This window comes from Novosphingobium meiothermophilum (assembly GCF_003171715.1).
Classification (GTDB): domain Bacteria; phylum Pseudomonadota; class Alphaproteobacteria; order Sphingomonadales; family Sphingomonadaceae; genus Novosphingobium; species Novosphingobium meiothermophilum.
The window spans coordinates 187,085-201,651 of sequence record NZ_QGHL01000020.1 but is presented as its reverse complement, the minus strand read 5'-3'; the positions used below and the strand labels follow the sequence as shown (position 1 = coordinate 201,651).

The 14,567-nt window shown below is 63.3% G+C and carries 15 protein-coding genes; 3 read left to right on the top strand and 12 right to left on the bottom strand.

Features of this window, described 5'->3' with window-relative positions:
• Positions 1-37 precede the first annotated feature (37 nt).
• On the bottom strand, positions 38-1,429 hold the full coding sequence (locus DKM43_RS15750; protein WP_109799442.1) for a methyl-accepting chemotaxis protein: 1,392 nt from the start codon (positions 1,427-1,429) through the stop codon (positions 38-40).
• A 118-nt stretch (positions 1,430-1,547) separates the two neighbouring features.
• On the opposite strand from DKM43_RS15750, the gene DKM43_RS15745 reads away from it, so the two are divergent.
• A complete protein-coding gene (locus DKM43_RS15745) occupies positions 1,548-2,825 on the top strand; it encodes an MFS transporter (protein ID WP_109799441.1) in 1,278 nt (425 codons plus the stop codon).
• Here DKM43_RS15745 and rsmD read toward each other — a convergent pair.
• Entirely contained in the window at positions 2,822-3,367 is a 546-nt protein-coding gene (rsmD, locus tag DKM43_RS15740; protein ID WP_109799440.1) for a 16S rRNA (guanine(966)-N(2))-methyltransferase RsmD, read from the bottom strand. The genes DKM43_RS15745 and rsmD overlap by 4 nt on opposite strands.
• A 38-nt stretch (positions 3,368-3,405) precedes the next feature.
• Positions 3,406-4,290: a pseudouridine synthase gene (locus DKM43_RS15735; protein WP_109799439.1), complete on the bottom strand. Its 885-nt coding sequence runs from the start codon at positions 4,288-4,290 to the stop codon at positions 3,406-3,408.
• Between the two features lie 113 nt (positions 4,291-4,403).
• On the opposite strand from DKM43_RS15735, the gene DKM43_RS15730 reads away from it, so the two are divergent.
• On the top strand, positions 4,404-5,714 hold the full coding sequence (locus DKM43_RS15730; protein ID WP_109799438.1) for an AmpG family muropeptide MFS transporter: 1,311 nt from the start codon (positions 4,404-4,406) through the stop codon (positions 5,712-5,714).
• Here the strand turns inward: DKM43_RS15730 and DKM43_RS15725 are convergent.
• From DKM43_RS15725 to trpB, 4 genes are read right to left on the bottom strand one after another with little or no spacing between them, the layout of a single operon-like run.
• The gene (locus tag DKM43_RS15725) at positions 5,711-7,018 is read right to left on the bottom strand and encodes a bifunctional folylpolyglutamate synthase/dihydrofolate synthase (protein WP_109799437.1); all 1,308 of its coding nucleotides are present in this window, start codon (positions 7,016-7,018) and stop codon (positions 5,711-5,713) included. The genes DKM43_RS15730 and DKM43_RS15725 overlap by 4 nt on opposite strands.
• A gap of 13 nt (positions 7,019-7,031) precedes the next feature.
• Complete coding sequence (gene accD, locus DKM43_RS15720; protein ID WP_109799436.1) at positions 7,032-7,883, bottom strand: acetyl-CoA carboxylase, carboxyltransferase subunit beta; 852 nt, start codon at positions 7,881-7,883, stop codon at positions 7,032-7,034.
• 13 nt (positions 7,884-7,896) lie between these two features.
• Positions 7,897-8,697 (bottom strand): tryptophan synthase subunit alpha, encoded by an 801-nt coding sequence (gene trpA / locus DKM43_RS15715; protein ID WP_109799435.1) that lies wholly within the window; start codon positions 8,695-8,697, stop codon positions 7,897-7,899.
• Positions 8,697-9,911 (bottom strand): tryptophan synthase subunit beta, encoded by a 1,215-nt coding sequence (trpB, locus tag DKM43_RS15710; protein ID WP_109799559.1) that lies wholly within the window; start codon positions 9,909-9,911, stop codon positions 8,697-8,699. The genes trpA and trpB overlap by 1 nt, the downstream gene beginning before the upstream one ends.
• 374 nt (positions 9,912-10,285) lie before the next feature.
• On the opposite strand from trpB, the gene DKM43_RS15705 reads away from it, so the two are divergent.
• Complete coding sequence (locus DKM43_RS15705; protein WP_109799434.1) at positions 10,286-10,747, top strand: outer membrane protein; 462 nt, start codon at positions 10,286-10,288, stop codon at positions 10,745-10,747.
• Between the two features lie 74 nt (positions 10,748-10,821).
• On the opposite strand, the gene DKM43_RS15700 is transcribed toward DKM43_RS15705, so the two are convergent.
• The 5 genes from DKM43_RS15700 to purB form a co-directional block, all read right to left on the bottom strand.
• Complete coding sequence (locus tag DKM43_RS15700; protein ID WP_109799433.1) at positions 10,822-11,472, bottom strand: phosphoribosylanthranilate isomerase; 651 nt, start codon at positions 11,470-11,472, stop codon at positions 10,822-10,824.
• Positions 11,473-11,557: 85 nt separating this feature from the next.
• Positions 11,558-12,061, bottom strand: a complete 504-nt coding sequence (locus DKM43_RS15695; protein WP_109799432.1) for a GNAT family N-acetyltransferase — start codon at positions 12,059-12,061, stop codon at positions 11,558-11,560.
• 4 nt (positions 12,062-12,065) lie between these two features.
• On the bottom strand, positions 12,066-12,740 hold the full coding sequence (pyrF, locus tag DKM43_RS15690) for an orotidine-5'-phosphate decarboxylase (RefSeq protein ID WP_109799431.1): 675 nt from the start codon (positions 12,738-12,740) through the stop codon (positions 12,066-12,068).
• Entirely contained in the window at positions 12,737-13,066 is a 330-nt protein-coding gene (locus DKM43_RS15685) for a lipopolysaccharide assembly protein LapA domain-containing protein (protein WP_109799430.1), read from the bottom strand. The genes pyrF and DKM43_RS15685 overlap by 4 nt, the downstream gene beginning before the upstream one ends.
• Before the next feature lie 96 nt (positions 13,067-13,162).
• Positions 13,163-14,479: an adenylosuccinate lyase gene (gene purB, locus DKM43_RS15680; protein WP_109799429.1), complete on the bottom strand. Its 1,317-nt coding sequence runs from the start codon at positions 14,477-14,479 to the stop codon at positions 13,163-13,165.
• Positions 14,480-14,567: the final 88 nt, after the last annotated feature.

Below are 14,567 nucleotides of genomic sequence, written 5' to 3'. Positions count from 1 at the left end.
TCGGAAAGGCGGCCGACGAGCGGAAGGCCGTCGTCATTCAGAAGTCGCTCCAGTCTTCATCCTCGCTGATGGCCAGAGCGGAATTGCCCTGACTGCGGGCAACTGGTTGTTTTAAGCGCTGGGAAACGATTGCCGGGACGTTTTGTGGCCGCTTCGCAATGCCTGTTCCGAAACGAGCAACCTGCCCTGAAAGCTCCATTGCCTCGCCTGCGAGATTGCGTGCGGCAGCAGTGCTTTCCTCAACCATGGCGGCATTCTGCTGGGTCATGCGGTCGAGTTCGCGAACCGTATCGTTGACTTCCTCAAGCATTGCAGCCTGCCGGTTTGCCGCTGCTGCAATGGTGGCCGTAAGCGTGTTGACGCTGCTGACCCGGCTGACGATATCGCCCAGAACCCGGCCCGTATCGCCGACCAGCTTCACCCCGTGGTCCACCTCTTGCGAAGCAGTGGTGATTAGCTGGTTGATTTCCCTTGCCGCATCGGCCGATCGCTGCGCGAGCGCGCGCACTTCGTTTGCGACCACCGCAAACCCCTTGCCAGCGTCGCCGGCTCTGGCCGCCTCGACCCCGGCATTCAGGGCAAGCAGATTGGTCTGAAAGGCGATGCCATCGATCACGCTGCTGATCTGGCCGACTTCCTGCGACGACTTCTGGATGCGATGCATTGCCTCTACGGCGTCTTCCACCACAGTGCCGCCATGTTCCGCCTCATGCTGGGCATGTGCGACCGACCTTTCCACTTCGGCAACACTGCCCAGATTGCCGCGGACGAGTTCCGTCACCTGCTGCATCGCGGCGCTCGCCGCTTCGAGCCGGGCTGCCTGCTGTTCGGTTCGCACGGCCAGATCATCGGATGCCGCGCGAATTTCGCCCGCGCCGGTGTCGATCGAGTTTGCCGAAGCGGATACCGCATTCATCACGTCGGACAGCGCCGTTACGGCAGCATTGAAGCATGTGCGCAAGGTATCGAGTTCGCCGGGAAAGGCTCGCTCGATCCGCCGGGCAAGATTGCCTTTTGCCAGTGCATCTATGGCGGTGCCCAGTTCCTCGACAATCAGCTTTCGTTCTTCACTGCTTTCACGCACCTTGCGGGCATTGGCAGAAAATACCGCCATCGCCCGCGCCAGGCGGCCGACGCAATCACCGTGAGAGGTGAACTGCACCGGACTTTCCAGATCTCCCGCGGCCAGCGCTTCCAAGCGCTCCACCGTGGCGACATAGGGATCGCAGATCAGCCTCTTGGCATAGGTCACGAGCATGAGCGTGAGCACGACCGAGGCGGCAGGGAACATGATCGCGGGCCAGTTGCCGCCTCCCAGGTCGATCCAGAGCAGCGCTCCGCCCGAAAGCGCAACGATTGCGAGGTGAAGCCAGCGCAGCGTGTCGAACTTTCGCCGTATCGGCGCATCATTGGCAAACCATGCAATCATTGGCGCAACCTTTGCTGAGCATTCCGCATTTGACACCGCCTAATGGGAAGGGTCTTAGGATTTGCACGGCGCGGGCCTAGGGGAATGCGGCTATGCCTGGGCGAGTGGCGCGGTCATCATGAGGGGAGGGGCACGCTTGAGTCCGTTGAAGAGCAATGCGCGCGTGCTGACGGCTAGTCTGGTGGGCACAGCGGTCGAGTTCTACGATTTCTACATCTATGCGACCGCTGCCGCGCTGGTGATCGGCCCCCTGTTCTTTCCCAGCGAATCGCAGACTGCGCAGACGCTGCTGTCGTTCATGACCTTTGGCCTTGCCTTCTTCGCCCGGCCGGTGGGCGCAATCGCGTTCGGGCATTTCGGCGACAGGGTGGGGCGCAAGTCAACGCTTGTGGCCTCGCTCATGCTGATGGGCGGATCGACCCTGCTTATCGCTTTTCTTCCCACTTATGCGATGGCCGGATGGATCGCGCCTGCGCTGCTGTGTTTGCTTCGCTTCGGGCAAGGCTTCGGGCTTGGCGGCGAATGGGGCGGGGCGGCACTGCTGGCGGTGGAGAATGCGCCGCGCGGGTGGGAGGCGCGTTTCGGCAGCGCCCCGCAACTGGGAGCGCCGCTGGGGTTTCTTTTCGCCAACGGGCTATTCCTCCTGCTGGGCCGGACCCTGTCTGATGCGGATTTCGCCGCGTGGGGCTGGCGGATTCCCTTTCTTGCCAGCGCGCTGCTGGTGGGACTGGGCCTGTGGGTGCGGTTGAGGATCGGAGAAACTCCGGCCTTTCGTGAAGCACTGGAAAAGGCACCGCCGCCGCGCGTGCCGGTGGGGTTGCTGATGCGCCGACACACTGCGGCGGTTCTGGCCGGAATTGCCGGGGTGGTTGCCTGTTTCGCGATTTTCTACCTTGCCACGACTTTTGCGCTTTCGTTCGCAACGACCCGTCTTGGTTATGCCAAGCAGGATTTCCTTGCTCTCCAGCTTGGCGCAAACAGTTTTCTGGCGCTGGGGATTCTCGTTGCAGGATACTGGGCCGACAAGGCTTCGGCAAAGGTCGTGCTGGGCACGGGCGCGGGGCTGACGGTGCTGGTCGGACTGGTGTTCGGACCTGGCCTTGGTTCGGCATCGCTGCCGGTCGTGTTTGCCACGCTGGCCGCTTCGCTGTTCGTCATGGGCCTTGCTTACGGACCGCTGGGGGCATGGCTGCCCACGCTCTATCCCGTCGCGGTGCGATACACCGGTATTTCGGTGGCGTTCAACCTGGGCGGGATCATCGGCGGCGCGCTTGCTCCCTTTGCGGCCGCATGGCTCGCCAGCATTGGCGGCACGGCATATGTGGGGCTGTTCCTGACGCTGGCAGGCGCCATGACACTTGGCGGTGTCCTCTTCGCACCAAGGCTGAAGGGTTAGCTTTTCAGCCGCATCAGCGTTAGCAGCGCCTTGCCCACCTTGCGCGATGCATCGACTTCGCACACGCGCACATCCGGCACTTCGGAAGCGGCGGTTTCAAGGCTGATCCACGTTGCCTCGCCAATCCAGCCCAGCCTGACGAGCCGGTCGATGGCAACCGCGCCCGCGCCGGTTCCGTAGGGCGGATCGAGCATGACAAGATCAAGCGGTTGCTTGGCCGGACCGAGCGAGAGCACCGACGCGGCCCTGACATCGCATTTCGCGGCGCAGCGCAGGGCCGCGATGTTCGCGCGGATCGTGCGCACGGCAGCCGGATCCTGTTCGACGAAGAGGGCCGTTGCCGCACCGCGTGAGAGCGCTTCAAGACCCAGAGCGCCTGACCCGGCGAAAAGGTCGGCTACGGCAAGCCCATCGAAGCTGCCAAGACGGCTGTTCAGCATCGAGAACAGCGTTTCGCGCGTGCGATCTGCGGTGGGGCGGGTGGTGTCACCCTCTGGCGCGCGCAGCGGGCGACCGCGCCACTCTCCTGCGATGATCCTCATCTCTCGGCTATTGATCCTCGATTGTCTGCCAACTGCCATCAGGCGTTCTTCAGGGTCTTGCGGAAGCGCTCGACCTGAACCTGTGGCACTTCCTCGACCGCGCCGCGCGGCAGATCGGCGAGTTCAAAGGGGCCATAGCGCGTGCGCAGCAGGCGCGAGACCTGAAGGCCCAGATGCTCCAGCACCCGGCGCACTTCGCGGTTCTTCCCTTCGGTAAGTGTCAGTTCGATCCACTGGTTGCGACCGGTCCGACGTTCCATGTTGGCATCGATGGGGCCATAGCGGATGCCCTCGATCTCGATCCCTTCCATCAGCTCTTCCAGACGGCTCTGGCTGATGTCGCCGAAAGTGCGCGCGCGGTAGGTGCGCGGGATGCCGGTGGAGGGCAGTTCCAGCGCGCGCTTCAACTCGCCGTCATTGGTCATCAGCAGCAGCCCTTCCGTGTTCACGTCGAGGCGGCCCACCGGCATTACGCGCGGTGCATCCTTGGGCATGGCGTTGCGCAGCGCGGCGTAAATCGTCGGACGGCCTGCGGGATCACGCTCGGCCGTGATAAGGCCCGCGGGCTTGTGGAAGCGATAGAGGCGGGGAGCGGCGATAGGGCCGACGAGCTTGCCGTCAACGCTCACGCCCTTCAGCGTCTTGAGCAGGGTGGCAGGCGTGGTGACAACCTCGTCGCCGATCTTCACGCGCCCTTCCTCGATCATCCGCTCGACCTCGCGGCGGCTGGCAATGCCCGCGCGGGCGAGCAGCTTGGCAATGCGATCGCCTTCGCGTTCCGAGCCATCCTGCGCCAGCGCGCGCTTTGCCGGAGCAGCCGGTTGTGGGCCTCGCGGCGCGTTGCTGCGTGCCGACGCGGGCTTTCTGGCGGGAGCGGCGGGTCGTCCCGATCGGCCGGTCCTGTTCTTCGGGGGAAAAGTCATGGGCCAGCCCTTACGCGCAAACGCGCAATCCGTCACCCCTGGTGGCATTGGGCTCTGGCGCGCGATGAATTGGCCGCTAGTCTGCCGCCAGCAAAGATGGAGCAACAGCCTCGATGAGCGCAGACACTTCCGGCCAGCGCAGCCTTCTTGGGTCAGTCAGGCCCTACCTTGAAAAAGAATCGCTTGCCGCCTTCTTTCTCGGCGTATCTTCGGGCTTTCCCTATGCGATGATCGGCGCGACCCTGACCACCCGGCTGGCGCAGGATGGAATCGACAAGAAGACCGTCACCGCCTTCACGCTGGCTTTCCTCGTTTATAACCTCAAGGTGTTCTGGGCCTGGGTGGTGGATGGCGTGCGGCTTCCGATAGTGGGCAGGATGGGCCAGCGGGTTTCATGGATGGTGCTTTCCGGCGTGCTGGTCATCGCCGCAGTCTTCAATCTGGCTTTGGTTGAACCATCTGCCGACATAGGTGCCACCGTGCTGGCCGCCATTCTCGTCGGCATTGCCGGCGCGACCTTCGACATCGTGATCGATGCCTATCGGATCGAAACACTCAAGCCTTACCAGCTCGGCACGGGATCAGGGATGAGCCAGTATGGCTGGCGCATCGGTTCGGCTGGTGCAGGTGCTCTGGCGCTGATCGTGGCGGCCCGGACGGGGTGGGGCGCGGCCTACATGGCCTGCGCGCTCTTTGCCCTGCCTGCGATGCTCACGGCGCTTGTTCTGGGCGAACCGGCCCGGCACCGTGAACCAGCGGCACGCAAGGGGGTGTCTGAAGTGATCGGTGCGATCATCGGCCCCTTCGGTGAGTTCTTTCGCCGCAACGGTGCGTGGCTCGTGCTGCTGTTCATCCTTGTCCACAAGGTTGGGGATACGCTTGCCAACCTCACTTTTCGCCTTCTGTTCAACGATCTCGGCTTCACCAACGATGAAATCGCGATCTGGGACGTGGGCGTAGGTTTCTGGGCCTATCTCATCGGCATTTTCGTGGGCGGGATCGTCTATGCCCGGATCGGGTTGAAGCACTCGGTCCTTCTGGCGCTCGTGTTGATGGCGGTTTCGAACCTGTCTTTTGCGGCGCTGGCTGCGGCAGGCCATTCCAATCTTGGCATGGCCGCTGCGATTGGTTTTGAAAACGCGGCTTCCGGCTATGGCGGCGTGGTGGTTGTCGCCTATTTTTCGGCACTGTGCGACCTGCGCTATACCGCGGCGCAATATGCACTGATTTCCGCCAGCGCCAGCGTGGTCGGAAGGTTTGCCACGGGCGCTACGGCGGGCGCGCTGATCGAGAGCATGGGCTATGTCAACTTCTACGTGCTGACCACCGTGCTGGCGCTGCCGGGGGTTGCGCTGTTCTGGTGGATGGGGCGCAGCGGGCTTGTCGATGCCGCCATGGGAACGGCGGGAGAGCAGACCGGTTAGTCCGGCACTTCCTGATTGAGCCGCAGCACTTCACCGGCAAGATAGAGCGAGCCAACGATCAGCACGTCGCCTTCGGACGGCAGGGCGGCCAGTGCTTCGGGAACGGCGGAGAAGCTACGCACGGGCAGGGCGGTAAAGGGCGCAAAGTCTTCTGGCTTGTGCGCTTCATGGCCGGGGGCGGGGACGACCGAGATCGACAGCGCATGGTTTCCCAGCGGCTTGAGGATTGCCGATGGATCCTTGTTCGCCAGCATCCCCATGATGATGTGCACAGGCGGCTGCGAACCAAGGTGGCGCGCGATGGCCAAGCCTGCATCGGGGTTGTGTCCGCCATCAAGCCAGACAGTGCGAACTCCTGTCAGCGCGGTCAGCGGGCCTTTTCCAAGACGCTGAAGCCGTGCTGGCCAGCGTGCTTCAACAATGCCCTTGGCCATGGCTCCCGGTGAAACGCGCACGGCGGTCTGATGCCGGATCATGGCCACGGCAAGCGCGGCATTATCTGTCTGATGGGTGCCGGGCATTGCAGGCCGCGGCAGTTCGATTTCGCCCGCAACATCACGATAGAGGATCGTGTCGTTGGCCACGGCGTGCCACTCGTGCCCGCGCATGAAAAGCGGCGCGCCGATCCGCGCGGCCGTTGCTGCTACCGAATCGGCGGCCACCTGCGGATAGGCCATTGTCACCAGCGGCACGCCGGGTTTGGCGATGCTGGCCTTCTCGAAGGCAATGCGGGCCAGTGGTTCGGTCGGCACGCCATCTTCCGGCGCCAGCAGGAAGGCTTCGTGATCGAACCCCAGCGTGGCAATGCCGCAGACGGCCGCCGTGGGCATCACGTTGGTCGCATCGAGCCTCCCGCCAAGGCCGGTTTCGATCACGCAGGCGTCTGCTGGCGTGCGCGCATAGGCAAGAAAGGTGGCAACGGTCGTGACTTCGAAGAAGCTCGGTTCCAGTCCTTCCGCCGCATCGAGCACTTCCTTGAGCAAGGCCGCCAGGAGATCGTCTCCGATCAGCTTGCCTGCAAGGCGGATACGCTCATTGTAGCGCACAAGATGCGGCTTGGTGGCGGTGTGAACTGTCAGCCCTTCGGCTTCGAGGATGGCGCGCAGATAGCTGCACGTTGAACCCTTGCCGTTCGTGCCCGCCACATGGAAAACGGGCGGGAGATGGTTCTGCGGATCACCCACCCGCGCGCAAAGTGCCCGCACCGTATCAAGACCAAGCCGACCGGATGGCAGCGACAGCGCGCCGAGGCGGTCAAGCTGGGCCTGAACCGCCGGATTGTCGGATATGGCGAAGTCCTTCACGGCGGGTGCCCGTTCAGGCGGCTGCCTTGCCCGCCATCAGATAGTCGATGACCTGCGCCAGCGTGGCTTTCAGATCACGCCGGTGTGTGACCATGTCGACCATGCCGTGGGCATGCAGGTATTCGGCACGCTGGAACCCTTCGGGCAGCTTCTCGCGGATCGTGTCCTGAATCACGCGCTGTCCGGCAAAGCCGATCAGCGCGCCGGGCTCGGCAATCTGCACGTCGCCCAGCATGGCATAGCTGGCCGTGACGCCGCCCGTGGTCGGATCGGTCAGCACCACGATGTAGGGCAGACCGGCAGCGCGCAGACCGGCAATCGCCACGGTTGAACGCGGCATCTGCATGAGGCTGAGGATGCCTTCCTGCATCCGCGCACCCCCTGCTGCTGTGACGGCCACATAGGGGCACTTTTCCTGCACCGCGCGCGCGCATCCAGCGACGAAGGCATTGCCCACGGCCATGCCCATCGAACCACCCATGAAGGCGAAGTCCTGCACGCCGACGACGGTCTTCTGTCCCTCGATCCGGCCCAATGCGTTGGTCAGCGCATCGGGATGAGGATTGGCGGCGCGGGCGGCCTTCAGGCGATCGACATACTTCTTGCTGTCGCGGAACTTGAGCGGGTCTTCCTTGACCTTGGGCGCGGGCAGCAGTTCATAGCCGGGGTCGAGCAACTGGCTGAACCGTGCATCGGCGCCGATGCGGCCATGGTGCTCGCAATGCGGGCAGACCGAAAGGTTTTCCTCGTATTCCTTGGTGAACAGCATTTCGCTGCACGAAGGGCATTTGATCCACAGGTTGTCCGGCGTATCCCGCTTCGGCGTGAAGGGGAGCGCGTTGCGGACCTTGTTGAGCCAGCTCATGCCCGGAATATCCTTACAAAGCGCCCTTGCGGGCAGAGTGGACGGCATTGGCAAGCGCGGCGGTGAGTTCCTTCACTGGCCCGGCGGCATTCGTGCCGTGTTTTGCGACGAGATCGACCAGCGCCGAGCCGACAACGACGCCATCCGCCACCCGCGCAATCGCGGCAGCCTGTTCAGGCGTGCGCACGCCGAAGCCCACGGCGACGGGAATCGTCGCGGATTGCTTGATCCTTGCCACCGCCTCGTCGATCGATGCCTGCGCCGCCTGCTGCATCCCGGTAATCCCGGCGACCGAGACATAATAGAGAAAGCCCGAAGACCCTTCGAGCACCGCCGGAAGCCGCGCATGGTCTGTCGTAGGTGTGGCAAGACGAATTAGCGATATGCCCGCTGCGCGAAGCGCAGGACCAAGCTCGGCATCTTCTTCCGGCGGAATGTCGACGCAGATGACGCCATCGACCCCGGCCTTCACGCATTCGGCGGCAAACCAGTTGCTCCCGCGAATCGTCATCGGGTTGGCATAGCCCATCAGCACCAGTGGCACCTCCGGATGACGCGCGCGGAACGCAGTAGCAATCGCCAGAATGTCGGCGGTCTTGGTGCCTGCTCCCAACGAGCGCAGGTTCGCGAGCTGGATTGCCGGGCCATCGGCCATGGGATCGGTGAAGGGCATCCCCAGTTCGATGACATCGGCCCCGCCTTCGACAAGCGCGTCGAGAATCGCAGCCGTGGCATCGGGTGTGGGATCGCCTCCGGTGACGAAGGTGACAAGGGCAGGACGGCCCTTGGAAAAGGCGCTGGAGAGGCGCGACATCAGAGTTTAACTCCAAGATGTTCGGCTACCGAGAAGATGTCCTTGTCGCCGCGTCCGCACAGGTTGGCGAGGATGATCTGATCCTTGCCCATAGTGGGCGCGACCTTCTTCACCGCCGCGATGGCGTGGGCGGGTTCAAGCGCCGGGATGATGCCTTCGGTACGGCACAGAAGCTGGAAGGCATCAAGCGCTTCGGTGTCGGTGACCGACGTGTAATCGACACGGCCGATTTCCTTCAGCCATGAATGCTCAGGACCGATGCCGGGATAGTCGAGGCCGGCACTGATCGAGTGGCCTTCGATGATCTGGCCGTCCTCGTCCTGAAGCAGGTAGGTCTTGTTGCCGTGGAGGATGCCGGGGCGTCCGCCCGCCAGGCTGGCGGCATGTTCCCTGTCCAGTCCATGTCCCGCCGCCTCGACGCCGAGCATCCTGACGCTGGCATCGTCAAGGAACGGGTGGAACAGACCGATGGCATTCGATCCGCCGCCGATTGCTGCCACCAGCAGGTCAGGCAGGCGACCGGTGCGGGCCAGCATCTGCGCGCGGGCTTCCTTGCCGATCACGCTCTGGAAATCGCGGACGAGTTCCGGGTAAGGATGCGGGCCTGCGGCCGTGCCGATGATGTAGAACGTGTTGTGGACGTTCGCCACCCAGTCGCGCAGGGCTTCGTTCATTGCATCTTTCAGCGTGCCAGCGCCTGCGGTGACAGGCACGACCTCTGCACCCAGCAGCTTCATGCGGAACACGTTGGGCTTCTGCCGTTCAACGTCGGTCGCGCCCATGAATATCACGCAGGGCAGGCCGAAGCGCGCGCAGACCGTGGCCGTGGCCACGCCATGCTGGCCCGCGCCGGTTTCGGCGATGATCCGGGTTTTGCCCATGCGGATTGCCAGCAGGATCTGCCCAATGCAGTTGTTGATCTTGTGTGCGCCCGTGTGGTTCAACTCGTCGCGCTTGAACCAGACCTGTGCGCCGCCCAATTCCTCGGTCAGCCGGGGGGCAAAATAGAGCGGGCTGGGTCGGCCCACGTAGTGCTCAAGCAGATCGTCGAACTCGGCCTGAAATGCCGGGTCGGCCTTGGCCTTGCGGTATTCGGTTTCCAGATCGAGGATCAGCGGCATCAGCGTTTCGGCAACGTAGCGCCCGCCGAACTGGCCGAAGTGGCCGCGCTCGTCTGGCTGATTGCGGAAGCTGTTCGGAGTTTGCGCGTTCATGGCCATGCCGCTTGGCAGAGGGCGCGGCGCTTGTCCAGATTCCGAGCATGGAACCCTTTCGGGCAGGAGAGCGTTCCTTCCCTGAGACAACAGCCTTGCTGGCCCGTTCATCTTCGGGCAAGGCGCGGCGCAGTAGGCGGGCGTTGCAACGTCGTGGAGGCGGTTCCGAAAGGAGCCGCCTTTTCGTGCTTAAGTAATGACAAGAAAAAATATCAAACGGAACAATTGCTGAAGAATGGTAATGTGACAAAATTGTCACATGTCGCCAATGTCATCTTCACGATTGTTTCTCATTCATTGTAGATGCAGGATTTTCTACCTACCTGACCCTCGCCCCCGGCACAGAAGGGGCCAAAAAGTCAGGAGTAAAAACTATGCGTCTGGTTCTTCTCTCGCTTGCCGCTTCGCTCGTTGCGGCAACTCCGGCTCTCGCCAACGAAGCCCGCATTGAATCGCGTGGCGGCGTCGTGTGGGACCGCACCAACACCGAAGCGATCGCCGGCATTGCCGCTGGTTATGACTTCGATCTCGGCAAGACCGCGTTCGTCGGCGCAGAAGTGTCGGCCGACAAGGTGCTTCAGGGCGGAACGAAGGTGACGTTCGGCTTCAACGGCCGCGCTGGTGTCAAGATCAACGATAACGGCAAGCTTTACGGCATCGGTGGCTACAACACCGAATCGTGCGATCTGTGCGATGGTGCCTGGTCGCTGGGCGCGGGCTATCAGCACGGTTTTGGCAAGTTCTATGGCAAGGTCGAATATCGCCACTTCTTCGCTGACAACGCGCTGCTGCGCGACAGCGATGCGGCAGTGGTGGGCGTCGGCCTTCGCTTCTGACGATTCATCGATTCGTCGGATGTGATCTGAGGAAGGGCGGCTCTCCCGATGGAGAGCCGCCCTTCTTGTGTCATTCAGGCGGCGCGCGCGTTGAAACAGAACGTGCGGATGAGATCCGCGTCCTTGACGCCGGGCGCGCGCTCCACCCCAGACGAGACGTCTACCAGACCGGCCCCAGTCTGGCGCAGGGCTTCGGCCACATTGGCCGGGTTCAGCCCGCCTGCCAGCCCCCAGGGACATGCGCCTTTCCATGCCTGGAGCAGTGTCCAGTCGAAAGCCAGCCCCAGTCCGCCCGGCAGCGCGGCGCCCTTGGGCGTCTTGGCATCGAACAGGATGAAGTCCGCTGCACCGGCATGGCGATCTGCCTTTGCCACATCGCCGGGTCCGGCAACGGAAACGACCTTCCACACTGGGATTCCGAAGCGCTGGCGCAACGATGCAACGCGAGACGGGTCTTCCGCGCCGTGCAACTGGATGGCATCAAGCCTTGCAGCTGCAATGGCTTCGGCGATGAAATCGTCGGCGGCATCGACGAAGACACCGACCCGCGTGATCTGGTCCTGCGCCTGTGCAGCAAGTGCCGGAGCATCCGCAAGGGGCAAGAACCGCGGCGAGGGCGGGAAGAAATTGAAGCCGACGTGGCTTGCACGCGCGCGGATAGCGGCGTCAAGCGCTTCACGGGTGGTGATACCGCAGATCTTTATCGAAGGCGCACGGGCTGACATGCTGCGCGGACTAGGGCCGATGCGCGCTTCCTGTCAAATCGGGCATCAGCAATGCCAGAAGCTGACCCCCAAGGGACTGCGGCAATCAGCCGATCTTGCGCTCCAGCACCGCCATCCGGAATGGCCGATCTTCCCCGTTCGGAAAGGGGCGCGTTTCGCCCGTGCGGACATAGCCCAGTCGTTCATACCATGCGATCAGTTCTTCGCGGATGGCGATCACGGTCATTTCCATGACGCCCGCGCCAAACTCCTCGGCGGCCATGTCCTCTGCATCTGCAACCAGTGCGCGGCCAAGACCTGCCGCCTGAAGGGATGGATCGACGCACAGCATTCCCAGATAAGCGCGGCCTGCGCCGAGGTTGCGGACCGTGACCGTGCCCGCAAGTCCGGCTTCGTTCAGTGCGAGCAATACGCGCGCATCGTCGCTGGCAATCGCATCGGCCAGTTCGGCATCGCTGGTCCGCTCGTCGTCAAGCAGGTCGGCTTCATGCGTCCAGCCCTGTTTTGCAGTTTCACCGCGATAGGCGCGTTCAACCAGCGCGCGCAGCGCGGGAACATCGGCAGGTCGGGCCAGACGGAAGCGGATCATCCGTTTACAGTGTGGCTTCAATCGCGCGGGCGGCGGCAACCGGGTCTTCGGCACGGCTGATGGGGCGGCCGATGACGAGGACGCTGGCGCCGGCATCGCGCGCGGCGCGCGGGGTCACGGCGCGCTTCTGATCGCCCAGCTTGCCTTCGGCCGGGCGCAGACCGGGGACAACGAAAAACCCGTTCTTCCAACGTTTGTGGACCGCGCCGACCTCGTGACCGGAGCAGACAATGCCATCAAGGCCCGCCTCCTGTGCCAGATCGGCAAGTCGCAGCGCCTGATCGTGGGCCGAGCCGTCAATGCCCAGATCGCCCATGTCGGCATCGTCAAGACTGGTCAGCACGGTGACGGCAACGACCTTGCAATGCTCGCCCGCAGCGGCCTTGGCGTCTTCCATCATGGCCCGTCCGCCCTGAGCATGGATGGTGACGATGGCCGGTTCGAGCACGTGTATGGCCTGCATCGCTCCGGCCACCGTATTGGGAATGTCGTGCAGCTTGAGATCAAGGAAGATCGGCAGACCCACCTTGGCAATTTCATGCACTCCGTGATGGCCATGGGCACAAAAGAACTCCAGCCCCAGCTTCAGCCCGCCGATATGGCCCTTGACCTTGTTGGCAAGCGCAATGGCGGCATCAAGGCGTGGCAGGTCAAGGGCGAGATAGACAGGGTTGCTCACGGATTTTCGCTCGTCGGTTGGTCATCTGCCAGGGTCGGAGACCGGGCAGCTTCGAGGTTGGTCGAGGTCAGCGACGGCGCAGCCCTCGCGGTCAACTGGGTTTCAAGGTTGGCAATGCGCCGCTGAAGCCGCCAGCGCGTGGCACGATAAAGTAGCCAGGTTGGCAGCAGCCCGATCAGGAAGGCCAGCATGACCAGCGCCGGAAGTTTGGTTTCGAGGAGCAGACCTTCCCATATGCGCACTTCAACGGGCTGCCAGTTGGCAACACTGAATGCAGCAAGCGCTGCCAGCACCACCACCCAGAAAATCGTGCGCAGAACGCTCATGCTCGTGCCTTGCCGCTGTTTCAGGAACAACAGGCTTAGGACAGCCGCGCGTGCTTTGCGAGTCCTCCTCGATCGGCAACCGCGCGCCGGCCTGCCTCAATCCTCGCCGAAGACCCGCGCGAAGATCGTGTCGATTGCCTTGAAGTGATAGTCGAGGTTGAACTTGTCCTCGATCTGTTCGGCAGACAGCGTTGCAGCCACTTCTGGATCAGCCTTCAGCAGTTCCATGAGGTTGAGCTGTCCGTCCGATTCCCACACCTTCATCGCGTTGCGCTGAACCAGACGGTAGGCAGCGTCGCGTTCCAGCCCAGCCTGCGTGAGGGCAAGCAGAACCCGCTGTGAGTGGACGAGGCCGCCCATCCGGTCGAGGTTCTTCTGCATCCGCTCAGGATAGATCACCAGCTTGTCGACCACCGAGGTCAGGCGGGCGAGCGCAAAGTCGAGGGTAATCGTTGCATCGGGGCCGATGAACCGCTCGACCGAGGAATGCGAGATGTCGCGCTCGTGCCAGAGCGCCACGTTTTCCAGCGCTGGGGTCACGGCCGAACGCACCATGCGGGCCAGCCCGGTGAGGTTCTCGGTCAGCACGGGGTTGCGCTTGTGCGGCATGGCCGACGAACCCTTCTGGCCGGGCGAGAAGTATTCTTCCGCCTCCAGCACTTCGGTGCGCTGGAGATGGCGGATTTCCACGGCGAGCCTCTCGATGCTGCTGGCGATGACACCCAGCGTTGCGAAGAACATGGCATGGCGATCGCGCGGGATCACCTGGGTGGACACTGGCTCCACCGCAAGGCCCAGCTTTTCCGCCACGTATTCCTCGACCGACGGGTCGATGTTGGCAAAGGTGCCCACCGCGCCAGAAATGGCGCAAGTGGCGATTTCGGCACGGGCAGCCACGAGGCGCGCCTTGCAGCGGCTGAACTCGGCATAGGCTTCGGCCAGCTTCTTGCCGAAGGTGGTGGGTTCGGCATGAATGCCGTGGCTGCGGCCAATGGTGGGCGTGTATTTGTGTTCGTAGGCGCGGCGCTTGATGGCCTCAAGCAGGGCGTCAAGATCAGCGAGCAGGATATCGGATGCGCGCGCAAGTTGAACGCTCAGCGTCGTGTCGAGCACGTCCGAACTGGTCATCCCCTGATGCATGAAGCGCGCTTCCGGCCCAACCTGCTGTGCGACCCAATCGAGGAAGGCGATGACATCGTGCTTGGTCACGGCCTCGATGGCATCGATCGCGGCAACGTCGATCCTGGGGTTCGTCGCCCACCAGTCCCACAGGGCCTTCGCGCCCGATGGCGGCACAACGCCAAGCTGCCCCAGCTTCTCGGTGGCGTGGGCTTCGATCTCGAACCAGATGCGATAGCGGGCTTCGGGGTCCCAGATGGCGGTCATCGCGGGGCGGGCGTAGCGGGGGACCATGTTCGACTCCGTGGAAGGTTTGGCGCTTGCGCTGTGTCTGCGCGCCGCTAGGCAAGGGGGCGCGCGATGGCAAGGGGCAACAACGGCC

Bases quoted from the DNA above. Each gene is read 5' to 3' on its own strand.
- DKM43_RS15750 (WP_109799442.1), bottom strand. From the start codon at position 1,429: ATGATTGCATGGTTTGCCAATGATGCGCCGATACGGCGAAAGTTCGAC.
- trpA (WP_109799435.1), bottom strand. From the start codon at position 8,697: ATGTCGCGCCTCTCCAGCGCCTTTTCCAAGGGCCGTCCTGCCCTTGTC.
- DKM43_RS15705 (WP_109799434.1), top strand. From the start codon at position 10,286: ATGCGTCTGGTTCTTCTCTCGCTTGCCGCTTCGCTCGTTGCGGCAACT.
- rsmD (WP_109799440.1), bottom strand. From the start codon at position 3,367: ATGAGGATCATCGCAGGAGAGTGGCGCGGTCGCCCGCTGCGCGCGCCA.
- accD (WP_109799436.1), bottom strand. From the start codon at position 7,883: ATGAGCTGGCTCAACAAGGTCCGCAACGCGCTCCCCTTCACGCCGAAG.
- DKM43_RS15745 (WP_109799441.1), top strand. From the start codon at position 1,548: ATGAGGGGAGGGGCACGCTTGAGTCCGTTGAAGAGCAATGCGCGCGTG.
- DKM43_RS15700 (WP_109799433.1), bottom strand. From the start codon at position 11,472: ATGTCAGCCCGTGCGCCTTCGATAAAGATCTGCGGTATCACCACCCGT.
- trpB (WP_109799559.1), bottom strand. From the start codon at position 9,911: ATGAACGCGCAAACTCCGAACAGCTTCCGCAATCAGCCAGACGAGCGC.
- DKM43_RS15685 (WP_109799430.1), bottom strand. From the start codon at position 13,066: ATGAGCGTTCTGCGCACGATTTTCTGGGTGGTGGTGCTGGCAGCGCTT.
- DKM43_RS15730 (WP_109799438.1), top strand. From the start codon at position 4,404: ATGAGCGCAGACACTTCCGGCCAGCGCAGCCTTCTTGGGTCAGTCAGG.
- purB (WP_109799429.1), bottom strand. From the start codon at position 14,479: ATGGTCCCCCGCTACGCCCGCCCCGCGATGACCGCCATCTGGGACCCC.
- DKM43_RS15695 (WP_109799432.1), bottom strand. From the start codon at position 12,061: ATGATCCGCTTCCGTCTGGCCCGACCTGCCGATGTTCCCGCGCTGCGC.
- DKM43_RS15735 (WP_109799439.1), bottom strand. From the start codon at position 4,290: ATGACTTTTCCCCCGAAGAACAGGACCGGCCGATCGGGACGACCCGCC.